We start from the raw sequence: 22,596 nt of genomic DNA, 5'->3' as shown, positions 1-22,596 counted from the left end.
AGGGCGCGCTGCGGTTGTGTTTTCCGGAAATGGCACTGTTTGCAGAGAAGCCGCTCGGCGTTTGCTGCAACCGGGCCGCGCGTTAGCGCGGCGCCGGGCCTAAGGCCGCCAGGGGTGGTCCGGCGCAGCCGGGGCATCCTGCGGGCGCGGGAGTGTTCCCCTCCGGTTCCAGGCTTACTCCGCCGGGGTGCCGCGGGCGGAGCTGCCGTCCAGCAGCGCCTTCAGCTCGGCGCGGGCGGCACGGGCGGCGCGGGTGATCTGGGGTTCGGTGAACTCCTCCCGCGTGGCCATCCAGTGGCGGATGCGGTTCACGGTCTTGACGCCGGACAGCGCCGACAGCGGCACCGCCAGCACCAGAGACAGCGCGATCGGGGCCAGCCACAGCGACACGGTTCCGGTCAGGATCCCGGCCCAGAGCGCAACACCGCTGACGGTTTCCAGCGCGTGGCAGGTCATCAGCGTGCGCAGGGAGTAGTTGCCGCCGTCGCGCGCCTGAGGTGCCCAGCCGCGCTGCAGGCCAAGGGCGGTGCGGAACACCGCAATCATCTGCTGCACCATCAGGATCGGCGCATAGAGGATGGCCAGCACCACCTCGGACAGGAACGACAGCGCGAAATGCGCCGGGCCGCCGTATTCCGAGAAGCGGCTGCCGGTCAGCGGCAGCGCCGCCGCGGCCAGCATCTTGGGCGCCAGCAGCATGGCGTAGATCAGGATGATCACCAGCACATGCTTGGGCTCGGACATGTCGGGCCAGCTGGGGCGGAAGGGGTTGGCCTCGCTGAAGTAGCTGATCACCGAGGCTTCCTCGCTGCGGCCAATCACGGCCCAAAGGACCAGCAAGGCAAACCAGACCGGCGCCATCAGGTAGCCGATCGCGCCGGCAAACAGGTGGAAGCGGGAGATCGCGCGGAAGCCCTTGGCGTGCAGCAGGTTCAGGTGCTGCAGGTTGCCCTGACACCAGCGGCGGTCGCGCAGGATGTGATCGATCAGGGTGGCCGGGGTTTCCTCGTAGGAGCCGCGGATGCGGGGCAGGAAGCGCACCGACCAGCCGGCCCGGCGCAATAGGCCGGCCTCGACGAAATCGTGGCTCATGATCAGCTTTTCACCGCCGCCGAAGCGCGAGCGCAGCAGCGGCAGGCCGGCACAGGCAGCAAAGGCGCGGGTGCGGATGATGGCGTTGTGGCCCCAGTAGTTGCCCTCGTGGCCGGCCCAGCGGGCCAGGCCCTCGGCCAGCGCCAGACCGTAGACGCCGTTGGCAAACTGCTGCATGCGGCCAAAGACCGACTGCGCGCCGATCAGCTGCGGATAGCTCTGGATCAGGCCGGCGCCTGGGTCGCGTGACAGCGCATCGGCGAGGCGGGCAATGGCGCGGCCGGTCATCAGGCTGTCGGCGTCCAGCACCAGCATCGCCTCGTAGTCTGCACCCCAGCGGCGCACCCAATCGGAGATGTTTCCGACCTTGCGGCCCTCGTTGTCGGCGCGGCGGCGGTAGTAGAGCTCGGTGCCCTCCGGCAGCATGGTGCGCAGCGCTTCGACGCTGGCGCGTTCCTGTTCGGCGATCGCATCGTCGCGGGTGTCCGACAAGATGAACATCGCATATTCATGCAGGCCGCCGCGGCCGTGCAGCTCCTGAAGCATGGTCTGGGCGTTGCCCAGCACATACCAGGGCACCTCGTTATAGACCGGCATCAGGAGCGCCACCTTCATCGGGCGGGCAGCGCCGCGGGCGGCGGTGCGCTCGCGGCGCGACAGCCCGTAAAGGCCGAGCAGAACGGTGGAGACGGTGAAAGCGATCCAGAAGAAGTTGAAGGCGATCAGCGCCAGCAGGATCATCTCCAGCACCGAGAAGCCGCCATCGGTGAACCAGCCTGCCATGACCCAGGTCAAAACACCGGTTGCGGCCATAGCGGGCGAAAACGCCAGCAGGCGCCACAGCGCCACCTGGCGGGGCGCGGCGTCGCCGGGGGCGGCTGCGTCCCTGAAGTCCTTGCTGAAATCCTGTTCCGGCATCGCCAGTGGCTGTTCCGGGGGCATCAGATCACATGCGTTCATGCGGTCCACCTGTAAAGCCAGACTTCGGAGGCGGGGCTGCCGTCTTTCCTGAGCTGGGCACGAAGTTCAACGTGATCCTGTTCGCCAGGATCGAAATAAAAGGCGAGCCGCAGGCCGCCGGTTTCCGGGTTGCGCTGCAGCACGCCCTCGCTGGTCGCCACATGGGGAGAGTGGATATGCACGTCAAGGGCCTCTGGCCCGTCTTCGAACAGGGGGTGGGCTTCGAAGTCGATGGTGACGATCCGGCCCGGCCCGCCGAAGATCCGGGCGCCCTCGGCGGTGTCGATCACCCGCGGCATCGGCAGCACCGGCTCCTGGCCCCAGGTGAGGCGGTAGTTGAGGCTGATTTCCGATCCGGCGGCGTATGGCTCGCGCGGGCGCCAGTAGGCGACGATGTTGTCGTAGATTTCCTTATCGGCGGGGATTTCCACCAGAGTGACGGCGCCCTTGCCCCAGTCCTCCTTGGGTTCGACCCACAGGCAGGGGCGGCTGTGATAGAACGCCTCGAGGTCGTTAAAATCCGACAGCTTGCGCGACCGCTGCATCAGGCCGAAACCGCGGGGGTTTTCATCCAGGAAGGACGACACCTGCAGCCGCGTGGGGTTGGCCAGCGGCCGCCACAGGGTTTCGCCATTGCCGTTGACCACCAGCAGGCCGTCGCTGTCGTGCACCGCCGGGCGGAAGTCGTCGAAGCGGTTGCGGTTGGTGGCGTCGAACAGGAACATCGAAGTGAGCGGCGCAAGGCCTGCGTGGCTCACTTCCTCGCGGGCAAACAGGGTCGCCTCCACATCCATCACCGCGCTGCTGCCAGGGGTGATGGTGAACCGGTAGGCGCCGGTGACAGAGGGGGAGTCCATCAGCGCATGCACCACCATGTGGCGCTGGCCGGGGGAAGGGGCCTCCAGCCAGAATTCGATGAACTCGGGGAACTCCTCGCCCTCGGGGTCAGCGGTCTTCAGCGCCAGGCCGCGGGCCGACAGCCCGTAGGCGTTGCCGATGCCGATGGCGCGGAAATAGCTGGCGCCCTGGAAGACGCAGAACTCGGTCTTCTTGGTGGGGTCGTCCAGATCGGTGCGCAAACGCAAGCCGGAATAGCCCAGATGGCCTTCTGTGGTCAGGTCCGGTGCCCTTTCGTTCTTGTCGAACAGCGACAGGTCGAAGGGAACGCGGTCCGCCAGTCCGTCCGTCACGGTATTGATCTGGATGGCGCGGGGGAAATACAGCCCGGGCAGGAAGAAATCGACGTTGTAGCTGCGGCCGGTGCCGGACCACAGCGCGTCCTTGGTGCGGAACCATCGCGCCTTATAGTCGTCGTAGGACTGGTCGAGCCAGTCCTGCGGCACCGTCGGGCGTTCGGCATAGTCCCCGGCTGCCAGGGCGCGGGCCTTTTCGACCACCACGTCGCGGGTGAAGGGCATGGCCTCGCTGGCCCAGCCAGGCAGGGCCGCCAGAGCGGTGCTGCCCAATGCGGCAGCCATGAAGGAACGGCGGGTCAAAGTGCTCATCGCTTGGCTCTCCAAGGTTGCGACTTGAACCAGGCTGCGGTGTAAGCGCAGACAATGATTAGGAAAAAGCCAACCAGGTTGGCGAATGCCGTGGTCATAACCGCGCGGTCGGTCTGGTCAAGCGCAAAGCCGATGAACCGGGCCAGCGCCATTGAGAAAACAAACACCGCAAGCGACTGCTGGCCGACCTTGGTGATGAGTTTCAGCAGCACCGACCAGGTGCGCGCCGCCAGCGAATGGCCGGAGGCGATGAGCCGCCTGCCGCCTTCACCTGCCGCCACCCAGCCCAGATAGGCCAGCGACAGGAAATGGGCATAGCGGAGCAGGCCGAAGTCGGTCTTCTCGCGCCATTCGGCAGTGATCTCCCAGGAAGGGCGGATCAGGCTGGCAAGGTCCTTGTTCGCAGCTTCCACCCACAGGAACACTTTCCAGGAGCCGAAAGGCGCGGACAGGATGACAAATGCTGCGGCCAGGATAACCAGCGCCTTGGAAACCGGCGGCGCGGGCAGCCAGCCTTTCATGAAGGCGAAGCCGGTGAAGAACAGCAGCTGCCAGCCGAGCGGGTTGAAGAACCATTCGCGGTCCGACCAGGGTTCTGCCGGGAAGGAGATGCCATTGGGGCCGAGGCCGATCATATAGGGGTTAGCGGTGAGCCAGATCAGGATGCTGGCGGCGGCCACGGTCCACAGGCCTGCCTTCTCCAGCCCCATCATCAGCGGCATCAGCAGCAGAACCACCAGATACATCGGCAGGATGTCAAAGTAGTTCGGCACATAGGTGAGGGTGAACAGCCCGGTAAGCTGCTGCACGGTGTTGGTGAAGAACCAGTGCAGGTTCAATGACCCGATATAGCTCTTGTCGAAGCCGCCGTAGAGGTCGAGCAGCGCCATCGACGCGGCGAGGAAGAAGAACAGGCCGATGTGGGCCCAGTAGACCTGCCAGCAGCGGAACACCACGCGGGCGGTGCCGAGCCACCAGCCCTTGCGGGCATAGGAGCTGCCAAAGGCGATGGCCGAGGCCATGCCGGAGCAGAAGACGAAGATTTCGGTTGCGTCCGAAAAGCCGAACCGGGCCGGGATCCAGCCGGCCCAGCGGTTGCCCGGAATATGCGCCACAAGGATGATGAACATCGCGATGCCGCGGTAGAAGTCGAGCCGCGGGTCGCGGACACGCGGCTGGGCCGTCTGCGGCGGCGGAGCTGCGCGGTTGGCAGCACTGGGATCTTTCTGAGGCCCGGGGAAGGGCGCAACGCTGGACATTGGTGGTTTTGGTCCTTGAAGGGTCTTATTCGGCGGGAACGCTTGCGGCGTCGGGGGAGTTCCGGCCTTCGGCGATCAGAGCGCGGCGGGCCAGGGCGTAATTGTCCTCTGTGCCGCCGCGCTTGACGCAGCGGTCATCCAGTATTGCTTCGACTTCGTCAAGCTGTCCTGCGCGCAGGCCGGCGTCGATGGTTATCCGTTCGAAAACATCGCGTTGCGCGTGGCTGCCGCCAGCGAGCTGCATCGTGGCGCGGGCTGTGGATAAATTAGCGAATGCGGCCTTGTAATTACCGTCTCCGAAGGCCTCCAGCCCGTCGGCAGCAGCGCAGCCGGGGGCCGCCATCCGCTCCTTGGCTTCGCTGCCGCCGGCGCTGGCATCGGCGTGAATCCGCTGAACCAGCTTGTGCGCCTCCTCCTTGCGGTGGCCGGTGAGGGCCAGGAGGTAGTGCAAATCGGCGAAAATCAGGCTTCCATCCTCGGTCCGGTTGGCGCAGAGATTCGCCAGTTCCTCCCAGCGGGAGCCCACGTTGACGCCTTCCAGCTCCAGCCGCATCAGCAGCGAGGTGGCGTTTGAGATGTCGCGGTAGTCGTCGGTCTTGTCCTTGCGGACCTCGGTGTCATAGAGAGCAACCGCCTCCTCCATCTGGCCCAAATCGAGGTGCATCAGGGCCTTGTGCCACCAGACGTGATAGCGGAAGTTGTTGCAGTGGGACCAGGCGTTCTCGCGGCCTTCCAGCCATTCCAGCCCTGCCGCTGCATTGCCGGTCATGTCGTGGACGTGGGCAACCGCGTGCAGCCCCCAGGCATCGTCCGGGGCCATCCACAGCGCCTGGCGGCCGGCATTGGCGGCGCGTTCGTATTCGCCGGTTTCCTCCAGCGAGAAGGAGTGGCAGCCCAAGAGGTAGCCGCGGCCCGCGTGGTCCGGATCGTAGGACGGCAGCACCCGCTCAATCGAGGCGCGCATGCCTGCGGGGTCGCCCATGATGAAACGGATGCCGTGGCTGAGCTTCATTGCCAGGGTGTCCTGCGGGAAGATGTCCAGCACCTCCTCCATCCGCTGGATCGCCATGCTGGGACGGCCGGCCAGCCAGTTTTCCAGTGCATCGACATATTTGCGTTCGCGGGGCAGAGCACCTTCATATACCGCCTTGGCGTCGCGCAGTGCTTCGCGGGCGGTGGGCAGCAGCTCGGAGCGGCCAAGCATCAGCAGCGACAGCCCCTTGATCGCATGCGCCAGGGCAAACTCCGGTGCCGTTTTCAGCACCGCGCCGAGGTGGTCGGCGGTGGCGGCGGCGTGGGCCAGAACTCCCAGTTGCACGGCGTTCCAATCCTGCAGCGCGGCTGCGTCAGTCAGGCTGCTGTCTTGGCCGAAAATGTCATGCGTCATGGGATTCCAATCTCTTTTCTGAACTGTGCGCGGTTTCCGTGTTCCAGTAATGTAGAGTAGATCATCGGATTGACCCGGGCGAACCCTGCTCGCGGTTTGGTGATGGGCTGTGTGCCTTCAGATGCGGAATTCGCCGGATGTGTAGGATTTCCCGGGAAAATCCTGCAAGAGGCCGCAGCAATTGATTGCAAAAACACCGCCGGTTTGGCGGTGTTTTGCCGGAAACTGTAACACTTGGCGGAATGCTGCCGCGAATTGCGGCGGTCAGGGCTGTCCGAAGGGAGTGCCGGAGCCCAGAATCTCCTCCGTTCCCTCACCGCATCGGGGCGGGGCATGCCGGTAGGTGACTGGCGTGCGCGAGAAATTCAGCGGGTTGCCCAGGAGTTTCACCGGGCCTGCCGCGGTCTCCATGCCGATGGCCATTTTCCGTGCTTCGACCTGATTGGTGGCGAACAGGGTTTCCAGGTTCTGCACCGGGCCGGCAGGGACCTTGCGGGCCTCCATGGCGGCCAGCACTTCGTCTGTGGCGAACCGCTGCACCGAAGGGATGAGGATCGCATTCAGTGCGTCGCGGTTCTGCAAGCGGGCAGGATTGGTGGCAAAACGGGGATCTTCGGCCAGGCCCTCGAGTTTCAGGAACTCCATGAAGCGGCGGAACTGGCTGTCATTGCCCACTGCCAGGATCACATGGCCGTCCGAGGTTTCATAGACCCCGTAGGGCATGATGCTGGGATGCTCGTTGCCGCGGCGCTTGGGGATCTGGCCGGTGTTCAGATAGGCGACGCCTTCGTTGATCAACCAGGCGATCTGGGCGTCGACCAGGGCCAAGTCGATCTGCTGGCCTTCGCCGGTCTTCTCGCGGTGGTGCAGGGCAGACAGGATGCCGATACAGGCGTACATGCCGCACATCACATCGGCGATGCCGACGCCCGCCTTCATCGGCTGGCCCTCGGGCTCGCCGGTCAGCGACATGATGCCGCCGAACCCCTGGGCCATGATGTCATAGCCGGGCTTGTGGCTGTTGGGGCCGGTCTGGCCGTAACCGGAGATCGAGCAGTAGATCAGGCCGGGCAGCTCATCCTTGAGGCTGGCATAATCGAGCCCGAATTTCGCCAGCCCGCCGGGTTTGAAGTTCTCGATCAGGATATCGGCCTCTGCCGCCAGGCGGCGGATGGCCTGCTGGCCTTCCTCCGTCGCAATGTCGATGGCGACGGAGCGCTTGTTGCGGTTGGCGGCCATGAAATAGGCCGACAGATCAGAGCTGTTGCCGTCCGCATCGGTTACGTAGGGCGGCCCCCATTGCCGGGTGTCGTCGCCGCCGGTCTTGGGGTTTTCCACCTTGATCACCGTGGCGCCGAGGTCGCCCAAGAGCTGGGTGCAGGTCGGGCCTGCCAGGATGCGGGAAAGGTCCAGAACCTTGACGCCTTTGAGAGCGCCGTGGGGGAGCATGTCAGATGCGGCCATCGTAGCCTCCGCGGTCTATCACGGCCGAGATGACGGTGAATGTGTCTGCTGTCAGCGCGTCCTGCAGGGCAGTGCGCAGTTCGGTGCGGTTGGTGACTGTCACGCCGTTACCGCCGAAGGCGCGGCCCATCGCGGCAAAGTCGTGTTCGGCGAAATCCACCCCGCCGTTGGCGAGCTGGCGCTGGCGCTGCTTCAGCTCGATCAGGGCAAGGCTGGCGTCGGCAAAAACCACGAAGACCGGTGCAACCCCCAATTCAGCAGCGGTGGAGAGTTCACCGGCGACCATCAGGAAACCGGCATCACCTGAAAAGCTGACCACCGGACGCTCCGGCCGGGCCAGCTTGCGGCCGATCGCCATCGGCACCGCGCAGCCCATGGTGCACAGCGCCGAGGACTGGATCAGCCCGCGCGGCTCGGAACAGTCCCACATCTGGCTGAGCAGGATACGGTGGGCACCGCTGTCGGCAGTGGCGAGGGTTTCCGGGGGCAGAGTGGCGCGGCATTCTGCTATGACACCAGCAGGGCCCCAGTCGTCGTCCTGCGGAAAGGCCGTTGCGAGTGCGGCTTTCACCCCAGCCGGGCGGCCATTGGCCCAGGTCTCTCGCGGGGCGGTTCCGCCTGACAGGGCTTCCAGCGTGGGCGCAATGGCGGTCAGGAAGTTCAGCCCCGCCTGATGCATGTAATGGGTGTTGGCTTCGGGCGCGATGTCGATGACGTTCTGGGTCTCCACCTCCCAGACATTGCGCCAGCCGGGGCGCATTTCAATCGGGTCATAGCCGATGCAGAGCACCAGATCGGCATCCCGCACCAGCGGCAGCAGATGCTTGTCTGCCAGCGGCGACAGGCCTGCGCCGCCAAGGCAGAGGGGGTGATCCTCCGGGATGATCCCCTTGGCCTTATAGCTGGTGATGAAGGGGATCTGGTGCTTCTCGACGAATGTACGGATTGCCGCGCCGGCGTTTTCTTGCAGCGCATCGAGGCCAATGACCGCCACCGGGCGTTCCGCTGCCGACAGCCAGGAACGCGCCTGCGCCAGCGTTTCGCCGCTTGGTGCGCTGGCACTTGCAGGCGCGCGGCGGATACCGCGGTCCCTGGCCGGCGCGTCTGCTGTGGAGATCGGCACGTCAATATGCACCGGCCCGTTGCGCGGCTCGGTGGCAATGGCAACCGCCTTGTCGGCGATCAGATCCGCGGCGTCTGCGTTCAGCCGGAAGGTGGCCTTGGTGATCGGGGTGAAGACCGCGCGGTGGTCGAGCACCTGGTGGGTGTAGCTCTGCTCCTCTGCCGCATCGACACAGCCGGTGAGCACCAGCATCGGCACCCGGTCCTGATGGGCGTTGGCGACCACATTGATGCCGTTCAAAGCACCGGGGCCGAGGGTCGCGACCAGGATGACCGGCGCGCCGTCGGCGTGGTGCACGCCTTCGCCCATGAAGCCGGCGCAGTTTTCATGCTTGGCCAGGTGGAAGGTGATGCCGGCCTTGGTGAGCGCATCGACCAGGGTCAGCACCTCACCGCCGGGCATGCCGAAGGCGTGGCGGCAGCCCGCCTCGTAGAGCCGCCGGGCCAGAACATCGGCTGCGCGTGAGGATTCTGTCATCTTGTCCGTCCAGTCCGTTGATTTGCCGCCAGAATGCCGAGGTTGCGTGTGTGCGCAAGCCCTCTCACGCCAGTGTGAGAAATGCTGCGGCGGTTATTGGCGCAAACGGGGGTTTGGGTATTTGAAACCCGAAGGGCGCGGATGGTTATTTCTGTGCCTGTTCTGCAATCAGCGCGAAGCGGCGGTCAAGCTGGCCGGCCAGAGCCGCCAGGCCGGCGCCGCCCTCATCCGAGTAAGGGGCAAAGACGTGAGTGGGCAGCTTGTAGGACAGCGTGGCGGTGCCGTCTGCCTCCTCAGTCACATACATGCGCACCGGGGCTTCGATCATCGCTGCGGTCGACAGGGCGAGGATCTTGACTGCGAAGTCGTTGTTGAAGAGTCCGATAACGCGGTTGCCGGGGATGGTGATGCCTCGGGCGGCGGCAGCGCCGGTGGGGCCTGCCTGGGTGACGACGCCCAGGCCTTGGGTTTTGGCTGCGGCTTTGACATCTGCAATCAGCTGCTCGAAGGGTTTGGAGGTCTCATGCACGGCCCAGCCCTCGCGCGGGGTGATGCTGCCAGCGGAGGCAGTTGCGGCGGTGAGGACCAGGGCGGCAGTCAGGCGTTTGAAAAACATGGGGCTCTCCGTTGCGTCAGTGCCAATACTAATAGCAGCGGAGCGGTCTAGATGCTCACAATTGCGTACAGCAAGCGCGCGGGGATCAGGTTGCAATCCTGCCGCCGCCCTTTTTGGTCACAACGACCACCGAGGGGCGCGGCGGCATGGCGGGATCGAAGTCCGGCCAGCGGGTGGCCGGATCCTCGAAGGTGGATTCGCGTTCGAACCCTTTGAGGCTTCTGGTGCCGTCGGTCCCTGGGTGCTGTACCGCCAAGAACAGCGTTTCAGTGTCCGGGGTGAAATAGGGGCCGCAGAGCTCTGCCCCGACCGGGCAGCGGAAGAAGAGCTTCGAGTGGCCGCGAAGGCTGCCTTCGGTCTCCAGCCCGTAGAGCCCGTCCGACTTACCTGTTTTGTCCCACTTGCGGCCCTGGTCGGTGGCGACCCAGAGGCGGCCCTCGGCGTCAATGGCACAGTTGTCCGGGGAGCCGAACCAGCCGTTTTCCGAGGTCTCCGGGTTCCACTGGGCGCCCACGGCGGCAATTTCGGGGTTTCCGCATTGCACCAGGATAGACCATCTGCCGCGGGTTGCGGCGTGGTCGCCGCCGTCTTCCATAATCTCGATGATATGGCCGAAATCGGACTCCGGGCGCGGGTTGGCGGCATCGGTCTGGCCAGGTTTGCGTTTGGAGTTATTGGTGAGCATCACATAGGCGGTGCCGTCGCCGCGGGGCGAGACGTCTTCGGGGCGGTCCATTGGCGTGGCCCCCAGCGCGTCCGCGGCGAGGCGGGCGTTAATCAGCACGTCTGCCTGGCTGGCAAAGCCATTCTCAGCCGTCAGCGGACCGTAGCCATGCACCAGCGGCAGCCAGCGCAGCGAACCGTCCGGGTCAAAGCGGGCGGCGTATAGGGTGCCGTCGCTCAGCAGGCGGGAGTTGGCAGCACGGTCCTGAGACACCACGCCCTCGGAGACGTATTTGTAGAGATATTCGAACCGGGAATCGTCGCCCATGTAGATCACGAGGCGGCCGTCCGGGGACACGGTGGTTTCTGCCCCCTCATGCGCAAAGCGGCCGAGGGCGGTGTGCTTCACTGGGGTGGACAGCGGATCAAGCGGATCAACCTCAACAACCCAGCCGAAGCGGTTCACTTCATTCGGGTCTTTGGTGATATCAAAGCGGTCGTGGTATCTGCCCCAAGCGTACCACATGGCAGGCACGTTGTAGCGGGCCATCTGCGCGGCCTCCGGCTGGGCTGAGAGATCCGGCTCGCCCTCGGCGTCCAGCTGGTCGGTCCAGAAGTAGCCGTGGAAGTTTTCCTCTGCCATCAGCCAAGTGCCCCAGGGGGTCATGCCGCCGGCGCAGTTGTTCAGGGTGCCGATGACCTCGCGCCCGGTTGGATCGGCGCCCGTCTGCATCCGCGGATGGCCTGCGGCAGGGCCGCCGATCGCCATCACGGTGTTCAGAGGCGAGATGCGGCGGTTCATCGCGCCATCCTGCACCACCATCCATTTGCCATCTGTGCCGCGGGTGATCTCCACCACCGAGCCACCGTGGGCAGCCATTTCGATCTCGGCCAGCTCCCTGGTCATGCCGGCGAATTCCGCTTTGTCCTGGCGGCCGAGGCCGGGGAACATCACCTCTTCGTTGGTGTATTCGTGGTTCACGCACAGCAGGCCGCGGGTGCCTTCGGCGTTCAGCGGCAGGAAGCCGACATAGTCGTTGTTGTAGCCGAATTGCTGCAGCTGGGCTTCGGCGCTCTGGTTCATCACGTCGAACTCCGGCGCATCTGCAGTGATTGGGTCGCCCCAGCGCAGCAGGATGTCCGTGTCATAGCCCGCGGCGACATGGTGGGTTTCGTCAATTCCCCAGGCCAGCTCGTCAAAGACATAGCGGCTTTGGGAACCGGAGACCGCCGCATTTGCCGGGCGCGGCGCGGCGAGGGCGGGGGCGCCGAACAAGGCAGCGGTGGCGGAGGTGCCAAGCAATCCCGTCAGCACCTCGCGGCGGTCATAGCGGGCGGCGATCACGTCGCCGATGGTGCGGTGAAGGTTCGGATTAGCCGGAAAATCGTCAGCGGCTTCAAAGGCTTCTGCCTTGTTGCTGGTCTGCGCTGCGTTAATGATCTGCCTGCGGTTCATTGCTGCTCTCTCATAGGCCCGCAGCCTGGATGCGGATAAGGCCGTTTTTCCGGAAGGCCGAGTTTTCCGCAGTTCCGGGACGTCAATCGCCGTCGTTGCAGAAAAGCTCGTAAACCACTTCCAGCACCCGGCGGGGCTTGTCATCCGCCAGGCGGTAGTAGATCGCCTTGCCGTCGCGGCGCGGGATGACCAGCCCTTCCAGGCGCAGGCGCGACAGCTGCTGGGAGACGGCGGCCTGGCGGGCTGACAGCAGTTCTTCCAGTTCCGTCACGGATTTCTCGCCTGAGACCAGATGGCACAGGATCATGAGCCTCCCCTGATGGCTGATGGCCTTGAGGAAGTTGGAGGCCTTGGTCGCGTTGGCGACCATCTTGTCCTTCTCTTCAGGATCCATGTCAGCTGAGAATTCGGGTAGTGGCATCTTACGTCTCCAGGCGGCACCGGGGCGCCTTACTCCTTCTTTGAAATCCGCGCAGGCAGTGATTTTGCGTAATCCGTGCGTATTATCAACATAATATGTATGAGCGCTTAGCAGAACTGAGCGGAACGGCCAAAGCAAAAGTTCGTTTACGACCGTTGGGGCGGGTGCTCTTTGCGTTCAGGCCCTGATAGGCCAGAACGTGCTGCGGGGCATTTTCAGGTTGCGCCCCGCCGCTGACGGCAGGCCGTCAGCTCCAGCCCTTGCGGAAGAAATGCGGGCTGGCGCCGAACTTGCGCTTGAACTGGCGCGAGAAATGGGTGGCCGAGTTGAAGCCGGAGGCCAGCGCGATCTCAGTGACGCTCATCGAGGTTTCGTTCATCAGCGCGAAGGCATGGCTGAGGCGCATGTCGAAATAGACGTGCATCGGGCTTTGGTTCAGGTAGCGCGAGAACAGCCGCTCCAGCTGGCGGCGGGAGATGTCGAGCCGGTCGCAGAGGTCGCCGATCGACAGTGGCTCCTCAATCGATTCCTGCATCAGCTGCAGCGCATTCAGCAGGCGCTGGTTGCGGCTGCCGATGGCCACCGCATAGTTCGATTTCTGCGGCGCCGCCTGACCGCCGGAGCGAACGTGCAGGCACATGTCGGCGACGATGATCGCCAGCTGCTTGCCGTGGCGCTCCTCGATCAGATGCAGCATCATGTCGGTTGCGGCATTGCCGCCGCCGCAGGTCATCAGGGGCCCGGAAATTTCAAAGATGTTGGGAGAGGGCTCCAGGTTCGGATAGCTCTCCAGGAAGCCCGGCTGGTTTTCCCAGTGCAGGGTGAACTTGTGGTTCTTGATGAGGCCGGCCTGGGCCAAGGCAAAGGCGCCGGTGCAGATGCCGCCGATGGAACGGCCAAAGCGGCTTTCGCGGCGCAGCCAGTTCAGGGTGATTTCGCTGGCGGCGGCATGCGGTTCCACCCCGGCGCAGACAAAACCCAGCGAATCCGAGGGCAGCGGCTGCAATTGGGTGTCCGGGGTCACCACCATGCCGTTGGAGCAGCGCACCGGCTGCCCGTCCTCTGTCATGATGTACCAGCGGTAGAGCCGGGTGCCGGTTACCTGGTTGGCGATGCGCAGAGGCTCGATGGCGGCAGCCACCGGCAGCATCGTCGCCTTGGGCAGCAGCAGGAAATAGAAATCCTGCGGCTCGCCCTCGAACGGGATGGCGAGATTGGCGGCGGCGCCTTTCTGAACGAAGCTGTCGTCGGACATGACGGGACCCCAGCGCGGCGCCCGGGAAACATCACCGGGCGGAATTCGGACTTGATTTCGCTTCCTAAGGCGCTGGTGCGGCCTTCAGCCCGAGAATAGCGACAGCGTTCCAGCGGATTGCGACACCGGATACAGGTTTGCGTCATCGCGAAAATGCCTGCCGCCTCTTGCAGGTCAAAAGGGGCGATACTAAGACTCAGGTAACACACTGTCGGGTATGGTGCCGGACATAAACAACGCAGGCAGGTCGAAATGATTGATCCCAGAGAAACATACATGAACACCCTGGTCCCGATGGTGGTTGAGCAGACCAGCCGGGGCGAGCGGGCCTATGACATCTTTTCCCGCCTTCTGAAGGAGCGGATCATCTTTGTGAACGGCCCCGTTCACGACGGAATGAGCTCGCTGATCGTGGCCCAGCTGCTGCATCTTGAGGCGGAAAACCCGTCCAAGGAAATCTCGATGTACATCAACAGCCCCGGCGGCGTGGTGACCTCCGGCCTGTCGATCTATGACACCATGCAGTACATCAAGCCCAAGGTCTCGACCCTGGTGATCGGCCAGGCGGCCTCGATGGGCTCGCTGCTGCTAACCGCGGGTGAAAAGGGCATGCGCTTCTCGCTGCCGAACAGCCGCGTGATGGTGCACCAGCCCTCCGGCGGCTTCCAGGGCCAGGCGACCGACATCATGATCCACGCCGAGGAAACCCTGAAGCTGAAGAAGCGCCTGAACGAGATTTACGTCAAGCACACCGGCCAGGACTATGACAACATCGTCAACGCACTGGAGCGCGACAACTTCATGTCGCCGGAAGAGGCCAAGGACTTCGGCCTGATCGACGAGATCGTCGAGAACCGCGCCAAGGGCGACGACGAGCAGGCCTGACGCCTGCGCTTGTGAACAGCCGTGTGCCCCGGCGTTTCAGATGGGGCGCACTTTCACATTGTGGCGGCCTAAGCACTGGCTTAAGCTGACCAAAAGATGAATTGCCCCGCGGCGCGGGCGCAGCGGACCGGGCGGACTGAAAGGTAGACCATGGCGACGAATTCAGGCGGCGACAGCAAGAACACCCTCTATTGCAGTTTCTGCGGCAAGAGCCAGCATGAAGTGCGCAAGCTGATCGCAGGCCCCACCGTATTCATTTGCGATGAATGCGTTGAACTGTGCATGGATATCATCCGTGAAGAGACCAAGGCCTCCGGGCTGAAGGCCACCGACGGCGTGCCGACGCCCAAGGACATCTGCCAGGTGCTGGATGACTATGTGATCGGCCAGGCAACCGCCAAGCGGGTGCTGTCGGTTGCGGTGCATAACCACTACAAGCGTCTGAACCACGCCCAGAAGGCTGGCTCAGACATCGAACTGGCGAAATCCAACATCCTGCTGATCGGCCCCACCGGCTGCGGCAAGACGCTGCTGGCGCAGACGCTGGCGCGGATCCTGGATGTGCCCTTCACCATGGCCGACGCGACCACCCTCACTGAGGCCGGTTACGTGGGCGAGGATGTCGAGAACATCATTCTGAAGCTCTTGCAGGCGTCCGAGTACAACGTCGAACGCGCGCAACGCGGCATCGTCTATATCGACGAGGTCGACAAGATCACCCGCAAGTCGGAAAACCCCTCGATCACCCGCGACGTTTCGGGCGAGGGCGTGCAGCAGGCACTGCTGAAGCTGATGGAAGGCACCGTGGCGAGCGTGCCGCCGCAGGGCGGGCGCAAGCATCCGCAGCAGGAATTCCTGCAGGTGGACACCACCAATATCCTGTTCATCTGCGGCGGCGCCTTTGCCGGCCTCGACAAGATCATCGCGCAGCGTGGCAAGGGCTCAGCGATGGGCTTTGGCGCCGATGTGCGCGACAACGACGAGCGCGGCGTCGGCGAGATCTTCAAGGACCTGGAGCCGGAAGACCTGCTGAAGTTCGGACTGATCCCGGAATTCGTCGGCCGTCTGCCGGTTCTGGCGACGCTGGAAGATCTGGATGAGGACGCGCTGGTCACCATCCTGACCATGCCGAAGAACGCCCTGGTCAAGCAGTACCAGCGCCTGTTCGAGCTGGAAGACACCGAGCTGGACTTCACCGAGGAGGCGCTGAGCGCGATTGCCAAGAAGGCGATCGAACGCAAGACCGGCGCCCGCGGCCTGCGCTCGATCATGGAGGATATCCTGCTGGATACCATGTTCGACCTGCCGGGAATGGACAGCGTGACCAAGGTGGTCGTCAATGAGGAGGCGGTGACCTCTGACGCGCAGCCGCTGATGATCCACGCGGACGCCGAGAAGGAGCCGGCGTCAGCAGGCTGAACGGCCAAAAGCCAGTATCATGCGGCGCGGATTTTCCGCGCCGCTTTCATGTTGAGGAGAGAAACATGATCAAGCGGATTTCTTCGGGTGGAGAGTTCGAGGCAAAGATCGGCTATTGCCGCGCCGTGGTTGCGGGCGGGTTCGTGCATGTGGCGGGCACCGTCGGCCAGGGTGACGACGTGGTCGCCCAGTGCAAATCGGCGCTGGAGACCATCGGTGCGGCGCTGGAGAAGGCGGGCGCCAGCTTTGCCGATGCGGTGCGGGTGAACTACTACCTGCCGGACGCCGCCGAATTCGAACCCTGCTGGCCGGTTCTAGCCGAAACCTTCGGCGCCAACCCGCCGGCGGCCACCATGGTGGAGTGCAATCTGATCGATCCCAAATTCCGGATCGAGATTGAACTGACCGCACTGGCGCCGGCTGATAGCTGATCCGGCGGGCGGCACATCAGCCGCTGAGGCAAATCTGCCAAATCCCGCCGAGTCACAGGCCGTCCTGGGTGCAAGCCACTGGACCTTGGCGGGAAATTGGGCCATATCGAAGTCGGAAAAATCCGGAGGCACCCATGGGAATCCTGAACACTCTTCTGCGCGCTGTGACCTGGTGGAACGGCTCCACCCTGAACACCGCGATTTTCACCGCCCGCAAGGGGATCAAGGTGGGCGAGGATGATCAGGGGAATGTCTTCTACCGCAACGCGGATGACAGCAAGCGCTGGGTGATGTTCAACGGCGAGGCGGAAGCCTCCCGCGTGAGCCCGGACTGGCACGGCTGGCTGCACCGCACCTTTGACGAGGTGCCGAGCGAGAAGCCGCTGAAGCACAAGGCCTGGGAGAAGCCGCATCAGGAAAACCTGACCGGCACCATGATGGCCTATGCGCCGGCGGGGTCGATCCGCGCGGGCGGCGAGCCGAAAGAGCGCCGCGATTACGAGGCCTGGGTGCCCGAGTAAACCCATCTGCCAAAAGGCTGATTTCATGTCCCATAATCCTACTGAAGTTTTTGCCGGCGGCATCGTGCTGGCGGCGGCCATCGGCTTTGCCGTTTATGCGGGGCAGGCGGCCGGCCTGTCGCGTGCCGGCTCCACCTATGATCTGAATGCTTCTTTCCGCTCGCTGGAAGGCGTCAGCGTCGGCACCGACGTGCGGCTGGCCGGCGTCAAGATCGGTACCGTCACAGGCGTGGGGCTGAACCCGGAAACCTTCCGTGCCGATACCGTGTTTTCGGTCAAGGAAGGAATCGAGATTCCCGACGACAGCGCGGTGATAATTTCTTCCGAGGGTCTGCTCGGCGGCAACTTCGTCGAGATCATGCCGGGCGGTTCGCCCTTTGCCTTTGAGGCCGGCGATGAGATCGAAGACACCCAGGGCGCGGTCAGCCTGATTTCGCTGCTGGTGAAGTTCGTGGCCGGCGGCGGCGAGGAAGAATCGTGAAGCGGCTGGCGGCAGCACTGACGGCCGCCTTGCTGGCGCTGCCCGCCTCGGCGCAGGAGCAGGCCACTCAGGGGACGGCAGCGGTGCTGCGGGCGTTGGACAAGGTCAACGGGCATTCCCTGGACGCGGAGATCGCGATTGGCGGCAGCGCAGAGATGTTCGGCCTGCTGGTGACTGTGCGGGACTGCCGTTATCCGGCGGACAACCCGACCGGTGACGCCTTTGCCTATCTGTCAGTGCAGGACCCCAAGAACGGGGCGGAGCATTTCCAGGGCTGGATGATTGCCTCCAGCCCGGCGTTGAATGCGCTGGACCACAACCGTTACGACGTCTGGGTCATCCGCTGCAAAAGCAGCTGAGGCGCGGGGACGGCCGGCGCTGAGAAATCAGCATCCTTGTCCAAGGCCTCGCGCAGCAGCGCGCGGTAGCGCGCGCGGGTGACCTCGACCCCGCCGAGGGACGCCAGGTGCGGGGTCAGGAACTGCGTGTCGCACAGGGTGAAGCCCGCCTGCACCAGCCGGTCGGTCAGGTAGGCCAGAGCCACCTTGGAGGCGTCGCGGCGGCGGGAGAACATGCTTTCGCCAAAGAACGCGCCGCCCAGTGTAACGCCATAGGTGCCGCCTGCCAGCTCGCCCTGATGCCAGACTTCCAGCGAGTGGGCGTTGCCCATCATATGCAAATCCAGATAGCGGTCGCGGATTTCGCTGTTGATCCAGGTTTCGGCCCGGTCCGCACAGCCATCCACCACGCCCGCGAAATCCCGGTCCACGGTGATCCCGAAGCCGCCGTTGCGGATGCGCTTGGCCAGGGACCGGGAGATGCGGAAGCCGTCCAGCGGCAGGATCCCGCGCCGCTTGGGGTCGACCCAGAACACTTCGGGGTCGTCGCGGTGTTCGGCCATCGGGAAAACACCGGCGGAATAGGCGTGCAGCAAAAGATCGGCAGTCAGGCTCATGGTGCCGCCAGTATAAAGGGAAAAGGCAGGGAAAAGTAAAACGGGGCGCAACCGGATGGTGCGCCCCGCAGGATTTTATCCCGGTGTGTTTTCTTCCAGCCAGCGTTCCAGCCAGTGGATGCCGTAGTCACCGGTATGAATGTCCTGTTCCTGCAGCAGCGCGTGGAACAGCGGCACGGTGGTGTCGATGCCGTCAATGATCAGTTCGCCCAGGGCGCGGTTCAGGCGCGCCAGCGCTTCGGTCCGGTCGCGGCCGTGCACGATCAGCTTGCCGATCAGCGAGTCATAGTAGGGCGGGATCGAGTAGCCGTCATAGAGCGCCGAATCCATCCGGACACCCAGGCCGCCGGGGGCGTGGTACTGGGTGATCTTGCCCGGGCAGGGCGAGAAGTTCGGCAGTTTCTCGGCGTTGATCCGCACCTCGATGGCGTGGCCGTTGATCTCCAGATCGTCCTGGGTGAACGACATCGGCAGGCCTTCGGCCACCCGGATCTGCTCGCGCACCAGGTCGACGCCGAAGATGGCCTCTGTTACCGGGTGCTCCACCTGCAGGCGGGTGTTCATCTCGATGAAGTAGAACTCGCCGTCCTCGTAGAGGAACTCGACGGTGCCGGCGCCGGAATAGCCCATCTTGCCCACGGCGTCGGCGCAGATCTTGCCGATCTTGGCGCGTTCTTCCGGGGTGATGCAGGGGCCGGGGGCTTCCTCGAACACTTTCTGGTGGCGGCGCTGCAGGGAGCAGTCGCGCTCGGCCAGGTGGATGCCGGTGCCCTTGCCGTCGCCAAAGACCTGAACCTCGATGTGACGCGGCTTCTGGAGGTACTTCTCCATGTAGACTTCGTCATTGCCGAAGGCGGCCTTGGCCTCGGAGCGGGCGGTGGAGAAGGCCGAGACCAGCTCTTTCTCGTCCTTGGCCACCTTCATGCCGCGGCCGCCGCCGCCGGCGGTGGCCTTGATGATCACCGGGTAGCCCATGTCTGCAGCGGCCTTCTTGGCTGCCGCGATGTCGGGCACGCCGCCGTCGGAGCCGGGCACCACCGGAATGCCGAGGTTCTTGGCGGTTTCTTTGGCGGTGATCTTGTCGCCCATGATGCGGATATGCGCCGCCGAGGGGCCGATGAAGGTCAGGCCGTGGTCTTCGATGATCTGCACGAAGTTGGCGTTTTCCGACAGGAAGCCGTAGCCCGGGTGGATCGCCTGGGCACCGGTGATCTCGCAGGCGGAGATGATGGCCGGGATCGACAGGTAGCTTTGGGCGCCCGACGGCGGGCCGATGCAGACCGACTCATCGGCCATGCGGACGTGCATCGCATCGGCATCTGCGGTGGAGTGCACCGCGACGGACTTGATGCCCATCTCGCGGCAGGCGCGAATCACGCGCAGGGCGATCTCGCCGCGGTTGGCAATCAGGATCTTGTCAAACATGGCAGACCCTTATTCGATGATGACCAGGGGGGACCCGAATTCAACGGCGGCGCCGTCTTCGACCAGGATGCGCTTCACGGTGCCTGCTTTGGGCGCCGGAATGTGGTTCATGGTCTTCATGGCTTCGACGATCAGCAGGGTGTCGCCTTCGCTGACCTGCTGGCCAACGGAAATGAACGAGGGCGAGCCCGGTTCCGGCTGCAGGTAGACGGTGCCGACCATCGGCGAGGTCACGGCGCCGGGGTGGCTGGCCGGATCATCGTTTGCGGCTGCGGGGGCGGCAGCAGCGGCAGGCGCGGCTGCGGCGGCGGCAACCGGCGCGGGGGCAGCAGCGGCAGGAACCTGTACCTGCATCGGGGCGGCCGCCATCGCGGTCTGGCGCGACACGCGCACGTTCAGGCTGTCATCATCGCCGTAGTCGCGTTTGACCTGCAGTTCGGTCAGATCGTTTTCGCGCAGCAGTTCCGCCAGCGCCTTGATGAATGCCACGTCAGCTTCGTGAGTTTTGTTTGTCATATTGTCCTCAGCCAATTCCGACACGCCCGCCGGTTAGGGCAGGCAGGAAATTAGGGCGCTTATAGGGCAAGGATTACCGCAAGGAAAGCACTCCTGAACTGCGCCGTAACATGAGGTCTATGGCGCGGATTCGCAATTGCCGGCGGGAAATTCCTGCCTAAAGCGGCATTCCGGTCAGTTTTGCCACCAGTTCCGGCAGTTTGCGGGCGCCGAATTTCTGCAGCAGATGCGCGCGGTGGCTTTCCACGGTGCGGTAGGACAGGTCCAGCTGCTTGCCGATTTCCTTGGCCGACAGGCCCTTGCAGGTGAGGATCGCCACCTCGCGCTCGCGCGGGGTGAGGGAGACGACGGGACGGTCGTCGGAAATGTCGGCAAAGGACCAGATGCCGGTCTGAAACGGCGCCTGCGGCGTGACCGACCGCCCGCGCACCCGGCACCAGAACAAGGCGCCGGAGCGGCGGCGCATGATACGCTCGTCGCTGTAGCTGCCGCTTTGCGCCTCAGGCTGCTGCAACAGCGCGCCGATGCGGTTGAAATCCTCCTGGCTGGGGTAGAGTTCCGCCACCAGCATTCCGGTGTAGTCCGCGGGCGCGCCGCCGAAGGTTGCGGCAAACTGCAGATTGCACCGCGTGATGACGCGGCGTTCCAGCACGGCGAGCCCCACGGGGGCATGGTCAAAGGCAAGATCGCTCATATGGTATTCTTAGCCCGGTTATTCCGGGAAATTGAAGGGGTTGCCGCGACGCGCCTTTTGGCGGCAAACGGGCATCGGGAGGAGCAAATGAACATAGCAGTGTGGCTGGAGCGGATGGCTGCAGCGGAGGGGGCGCGGCCGGCGCTGTATCTGGGGCAGCAACTGGTTGCGGACTACGCCGGGCTCCATGCGCGCGCGGCCTCGGTGGCGGGCTGGCTGCGGGCGCAGGGCATCGCGCCCGGCGACCGGGTTGGCATCTTCATGAAGAACTGCCCGGACTACCTGATCGCGCTCTATGGCATCTGGTACGCCGGGGCGGCGGCGGTGCCGATCAATGCCAAACTGCACGGCAAGGAAGCGGAGTTCATCCTGCAGAACTCCGGCGCCCGGCTGGTGTTCACCTCGCCGGGGCTGACACAGGCGGTTCAGGAGACTGAGGCCGCAGTGCGCTGCTTGGACATCACCGGCACGGAGTATGCGGATGCCTTGCAGGCTGTTCCGGTCGCGGAACCCGCGTCGCGCCTGCCGGGGGATCTGGCCTGGCTGTTTTACACCTCCGGCACCACCGGGCGGCCCAAGGGGGTGATGATCACCCACCGGATGCTGATGAACATGGCCATCGCCTATTTCGCTGACGTGGATCAGGTGAGCGCAGAGGACCACGCGCTGTATGCGGCACCGATGAGCCACGGCGCGGGGATCTATGCGATCCAGCATGTGCTGGCTGGCGCGCGCCATGTCTGCCCGGTGTCCGGCGGGTTTGACGAGGCGGAGATTTTCGATCTGGCCGCGCATTTCGGGCGGGTGCACATGTTTGCGGCGCCCACCATGGTCACGCGGATGACGGCCGAAGCGAAACGGCTGGGCCGCACCGGCGAGGGGCTGCGCACGGTCGTCTATGCCGGCGGCCCAATGTACGTCGCCGACATCATTGAGGCGGTGGCGCATTTCGGCCCGGTCTTTGTGCAGGTCTACGGCCAGGGCGAATGCCCGATGGCGATCACCGCGCTGCCGCGCCAGGACGTGCAGGACCGCGTGCATCCCCGCTGGAAGGAGCGGCTGGCCAGCGTCGGCAGGTCGCAGAGCGTGGTGGAGGTGCGGATCGGCACGCCGGAGGGGGAGTTCCTGCCTGCCGGGAGCCATGGCGAGATCATGGTGCGCGGCGATGCGGTGATGCCCGGGTATTGGGAAAGCCCGGAAGCCACGGCCAAGACGCTGGTCAACGGCTGGCTGATGACCGGCGACATGGGGGTGCTGGACGAGGATGGCTACCTGACCCTGCAGGACCGCTCCAAGGACCTGATCATCACCGGCGGCTCCAACGTCTACCCGCGCGAGGTGGAGGAGGTGCTGCTGATGCACCCGCAGGTGCGTGAGGTTTCCGTGGTGGGCCGTCCCCATGCGGACTGGGGCGAGGAAGTGGTGGCCTTTGTCGTGGGCGATGCGCCGGATGCAGAGCTGGACGAGCTGTGCAACAGCGAGATCGCCCGGTTCAAGCGGCCCAAGGCGTATTTGCGCATCGAAGCCCTGCCCAAGAACAACTATGGCAAGGTGCTGAAAACCGAGTTGCGTAAGATGCTGTGACGGGTCG

General features: G+C 64.4%; 21 protein-coding genes. 7 read left to right on the top strand and 14 right to left on the bottom strand.

Annotation, left to right across the window (positions count from 1 at the left end):
- Positions 1–174: 174 nt before the first annotated feature.
- The 10 genes from mdoH to AB1A62_RS12295 all read right to left on the bottom strand — a co-directional run bounded on the left by mdoH (position 175) and on the right by AB1A62_RS12295 (position 13,678).
- The gene (mdoH, locus tag AB1A62_RS12340; RefSeq protein ID WP_366661773.1) at positions 175–2,052 is read right to left on the bottom strand and encodes a glucans biosynthesis glucosyltransferase MdoH; all 1,878 of its coding nucleotides are present in this window, start codon (positions 2,050–2,052) and stop codon (positions 175–177) included.
- On the bottom strand, positions 2,049–3,557 hold the full coding sequence (locus AB1A62_RS12335) for a glucan biosynthesis protein G (protein WP_366661772.1): 1,509 nt from the start codon (positions 3,555–3,557) through the stop codon (positions 2,049–2,051). The genes mdoH and AB1A62_RS12335 overlap by 4 nt, the downstream gene beginning before the upstream one ends.
- Positions 3,554–4,816: an OpgC domain-containing protein gene (locus AB1A62_RS12330; protein WP_366661771.1), complete on the bottom strand. Its 1,263-nt coding sequence runs from the start codon at positions 4,814–4,816 to the stop codon at positions 3,554–3,556. The genes AB1A62_RS12335 and AB1A62_RS12330 overlap by 4 nt, the downstream gene beginning before the upstream one ends.
- Positions 4,817–4,841: 25 nt before the next feature.
- Positions 4,842–6,203: a tetratricopeptide repeat protein gene (locus tag AB1A62_RS12325; RefSeq protein ID WP_366661770.1), complete on the bottom strand. Its 1,362-nt coding sequence runs from the start codon at positions 6,201–6,203 to the stop codon at positions 4,842–4,844.
- Between the two features lie 264 nt (positions 6,204–6,467).
- The gene (locus AB1A62_RS12320) at positions 6,468–7,667 is read right to left on the bottom strand and encodes a CaiB/BaiF CoA-transferase family protein (RefSeq protein WP_366661769.1); all 1,200 of its coding nucleotides are present in this window, start codon (positions 7,665–7,667) and stop codon (positions 6,468–6,470) included.
- Positions 7,654–9,267, bottom strand: coding sequence for a thiamine pyrophosphate-binding protein (locus tag AB1A62_RS12315; RefSeq protein WP_366661768.1), 1,614 nt, complete (start codon positions 9,265–9,267; stop codon positions 7,654–7,656). Before AB1A62_RS12315 ends, AB1A62_RS12320 begins: the two co-directional genes overlap by 14 nt.
- Before the next feature lie 145 nt (positions 9,268–9,412).
- Entirely contained in the window at positions 9,413–9,883 is a 471-nt protein-coding gene (locus AB1A62_RS12310; protein ID WP_366661767.1) for a DUF302 domain-containing protein, read from the bottom strand.
- A gap of 85 nt (positions 9,884–9,968) precedes the next feature.
- The gene (locus AB1A62_RS12305) at positions 9,969–12,002 is read right to left on the bottom strand and encodes a PhoX family phosphatase (RefSeq protein ID WP_366661766.1); all 2,034 of its coding nucleotides are present in this window, start codon (positions 12,000–12,002) and stop codon (positions 9,969–9,971) included.
- 82 nt (positions 12,003–12,084) lie between these two features.
- A complete protein-coding gene (locus AB1A62_RS12300; RefSeq protein WP_366661765.1) occupies positions 12,085–12,423 on the bottom strand; it encodes a metalloregulator ArsR/SmtB family transcription factor in 339 nt (112 codons plus the stop codon).
- 247 nt (positions 12,424–12,670) lie between these two features.
- Positions 12,671–13,678, bottom strand: coding sequence for a GlxA family transcriptional regulator (locus AB1A62_RS12295; protein ID WP_366661764.1), 1,008 nt, complete (start codon positions 13,676–13,678; stop codon positions 12,671–12,673).
- 252 nt (positions 13,679–13,930) lie between these two features.
- Between AB1A62_RS12295 and AB1A62_RS12290 the strand changes: the two genes are divergently transcribed.
- The 6 genes from AB1A62_RS12290 to AB1A62_RS12265 all read left to right on the top strand — a co-directional run bounded on the left by AB1A62_RS12290 (position 13,931) and on the right by AB1A62_RS12265 (position 17,774).
- A complete protein-coding gene (locus tag AB1A62_RS12290; RefSeq protein WP_366661763.1) occupies positions 13,931–14,563 on the top strand; it encodes an ATP-dependent Clp protease proteolytic subunit in 633 nt (210 codons plus the stop codon).
- 150 nt (positions 14,564–14,713) lie between these two features.
- Positions 14,714–15,982 (top strand): ATP-dependent Clp protease ATP-binding subunit ClpX, encoded by a 1,269-nt coding sequence (clpX, locus tag AB1A62_RS12285; RefSeq protein ID WP_222476178.1) that lies wholly within the window; start codon positions 14,714–14,716, stop codon positions 15,980–15,982.
- Between the two features lie 65 nt (positions 15,983–16,047).
- Positions 16,048–16,413 carry a RidA family protein gene (locus tag AB1A62_RS12280; RefSeq protein ID WP_366661762.1) on the top strand — a complete coding sequence of 122 codons (366 nt, stop codon included), beginning with the start codon at positions 16,048–16,050 and terminating at the stop codon, positions 16,411–16,413.
- Positions 16,414–16,547: 134 nt separating this feature from the next.
- Entirely contained in the window at positions 16,548–16,934 is a 387-nt protein-coding gene (locus AB1A62_RS12275) for an NADH:ubiquinone oxidoreductase subunit NDUFA12 (protein WP_366661761.1), read from the top strand.
- Between the two features lie 25 nt (positions 16,935–16,959).
- Positions 16,960–17,415 (top strand): outer membrane lipid asymmetry maintenance protein MlaD, encoded by a 456-nt coding sequence (gene mlaD / locus AB1A62_RS12270; protein WP_366661760.1) that lies wholly within the window; start codon positions 16,960–16,962, stop codon positions 17,413–17,415.
- A complete protein-coding gene (locus AB1A62_RS12265) occupies positions 17,412–17,774 on the top strand; it encodes a DUF2155 domain-containing protein (protein ID WP_366661759.1) in 363 nt (120 codons plus the stop codon). Before mlaD ends, AB1A62_RS12265 begins: the two co-directional genes overlap by 4 nt.
- On the opposite strand, the gene aat is transcribed toward AB1A62_RS12265, so the two are convergent.
- From aat to AB1A62_RS12245, 4 genes are all read right to left on the bottom strand, one after another.
- Positions 17,738–18,370: a leucyl/phenylalanyl-tRNA--protein transferase gene (gene aat / locus AB1A62_RS12260; RefSeq protein WP_366661758.1), complete on the bottom strand. Its 633-nt coding sequence runs from the start codon at positions 18,368–18,370 to the stop codon at positions 17,738–17,740. The genes AB1A62_RS12265 and aat overlap by 37 nt on opposite strands.
- A 75-nt stretch (positions 18,371–18,445) precedes the next feature.
- Positions 18,446–19,795 (bottom strand): acetyl-CoA carboxylase biotin carboxylase subunit, encoded by a 1,350-nt coding sequence (gene accC, locus AB1A62_RS12255; RefSeq protein WP_366661757.1) that lies wholly within the window; start codon positions 19,793–19,795, stop codon positions 18,446–18,448.
- Positions 19,796–19,804: 9 nt separating this feature from the next.
- Positions 19,805–20,311 (bottom strand): acetyl-CoA carboxylase biotin carboxyl carrier protein, encoded by a 507-nt coding sequence (gene accB, locus AB1A62_RS12250; protein ID WP_366661756.1) that lies wholly within the window; start codon positions 20,309–20,311, stop codon positions 19,805–19,807.
- A gap of 157 nt (positions 20,312–20,468) precedes the next feature.
- Positions 20,469–21,005, bottom strand: coding sequence for a PAS and helix-turn-helix domain-containing protein (locus tag AB1A62_RS12245; RefSeq protein WP_366661755.1), 537 nt, complete (start codon positions 21,003–21,005; stop codon positions 20,469–20,471).
- Between the two features lie 87 nt (positions 21,006–21,092).
- Here AB1A62_RS12245 and AB1A62_RS12240 point away from each other — a divergent pair, with 87 nt between their 5' ends.
- Entirely contained in the window at positions 21,093–22,589 is a 1,497-nt protein-coding gene (locus AB1A62_RS12240) for an AMP-binding protein (protein WP_366661754.1), read from the top strand.
- Positions 22,590–22,596 lie beyond the last annotated feature (7 nt).

The sequence above is a fragment of the Leisingera sp. JC11 genome, from assembly GCF_040704725.1.
Lineage (GTDB): Bacteria > Pseudomonadota > Alphaproteobacteria > Rhodobacterales > Rhodobacteraceae > Leisingera.
This window is presented reverse-complemented; position numbering and strand designations above follow the sequence as displayed.

Coding starts and splice junctions, on each gene's coding strand:
- mdoH (WP_366661773.1), bottom strand. CDS start 2,052: ATGAACGCATGTGATCTGATGCCCCCGGAACAGCCACTGGCGATGCCG.
- AB1A62_RS12335 (WP_366661772.1), bottom strand. CDS start 3,557: ATGAGCACTTTGACCCGCCGTTCCTTCATGGCTGCCGCATTGGGCAGC.
- AB1A62_RS12330 (WP_366661771.1), bottom strand. CDS start 4,816: ATGTCCAGCGTTGCGCCCTTCCCCGGGCCTCAGAAAGATCCCAGTGCT.
- AB1A62_RS12325 (WP_366661770.1), bottom strand. CDS start 6,203: ATGACGCATGACATTTTCGGCCAAGACAGCAGCCTGACTGACGCAGCC.
- AB1A62_RS12320 (WP_366661769.1), bottom strand. CDS start 7,667: ATGGCCGCATCTGACATGCTCCCCCACGGCGCTCTCAAAGGCGTCAAG.
- AB1A62_RS12315 (WP_366661768.1), bottom strand. CDS start 9,267: ATGACAGAATCCTCACGCGCAGCCGATGTTCTGGCCCGGCGGCTCTAC.
- AB1A62_RS12310 (WP_366661767.1), bottom strand. CDS start 9,883: ATGTTTTTCAAACGCCTGACTGCCGCCCTGGTCCTCACCGCCGCAACT.
- AB1A62_RS12305 (WP_366661766.1), bottom strand. CDS start 12,002: ATGAACCGCAGGCAGATCATTAACGCAGCGCAGACCAGCAACAAGGCA.
- AB1A62_RS12300 (WP_366661765.1), bottom strand. CDS start 12,423: ATGCCACTACCCGAATTCTCAGCTGACATGGATCCTGAAGAGAAGGAC.
- AB1A62_RS12295 (WP_366661764.1), bottom strand. CDS start 13,678: ATGTCCGACGACAGCTTCGTTCAGAAAGGCGCCGCCGCCAATCTCGCC.
- AB1A62_RS12290 (WP_366661763.1), top strand. CDS start 13,931: ATGATTGATCCCAGAGAAACATACATGAACACCCTGGTCCCGATGGTG.
- clpX (WP_222476178.1), top strand. CDS start 14,714: ATGGCGACGAATTCAGGCGGCGACAGCAAGAACACCCTCTATTGCAGT.
- AB1A62_RS12280 (WP_366661762.1), top strand. CDS start 16,048: ATGATCAAGCGGATTTCTTCGGGTGGAGAGTTCGAGGCAAAGATCGGC.
- AB1A62_RS12275 (WP_366661761.1), top strand. CDS start 16,548: ATGGGAATCCTGAACACTCTTCTGCGCGCTGTGACCTGGTGGAACGGC.
- mlaD (WP_366661760.1), top strand. CDS start 16,960: ATGTCCCATAATCCTACTGAAGTTTTTGCCGGCGGCATCGTGCTGGCG.
- aat (WP_366661758.1), bottom strand. CDS start 18,370: ATGAGCCTGACTGCCGATCTTTTGCTGCACGCCTATTCCGCCGGTGTT.
- accC (WP_366661757.1), bottom strand. CDS start 19,795: ATGTTTGACAAGATCCTGATTGCCAACCGCGGCGAGATCGCCCTGCGC.
- accB (WP_366661756.1), bottom strand. CDS start 20,311: ATGACAAACAAAACTCACGAAGCTGACGTGGCATTCATCAAGGCGCTG.
- AB1A62_RS12245 (WP_366661755.1), bottom strand. CDS start 21,005: ATGAGCGATCTTGCCTTTGACCATGCCCCCGTGGGGCTCGCCGTGCTG.
- AB1A62_RS12240 (WP_366661754.1), top strand. CDS start 21,093: ATGAACATAGCAGTGTGGCTGGAGCGGATGGCTGCAGCGGAGGGGGCG.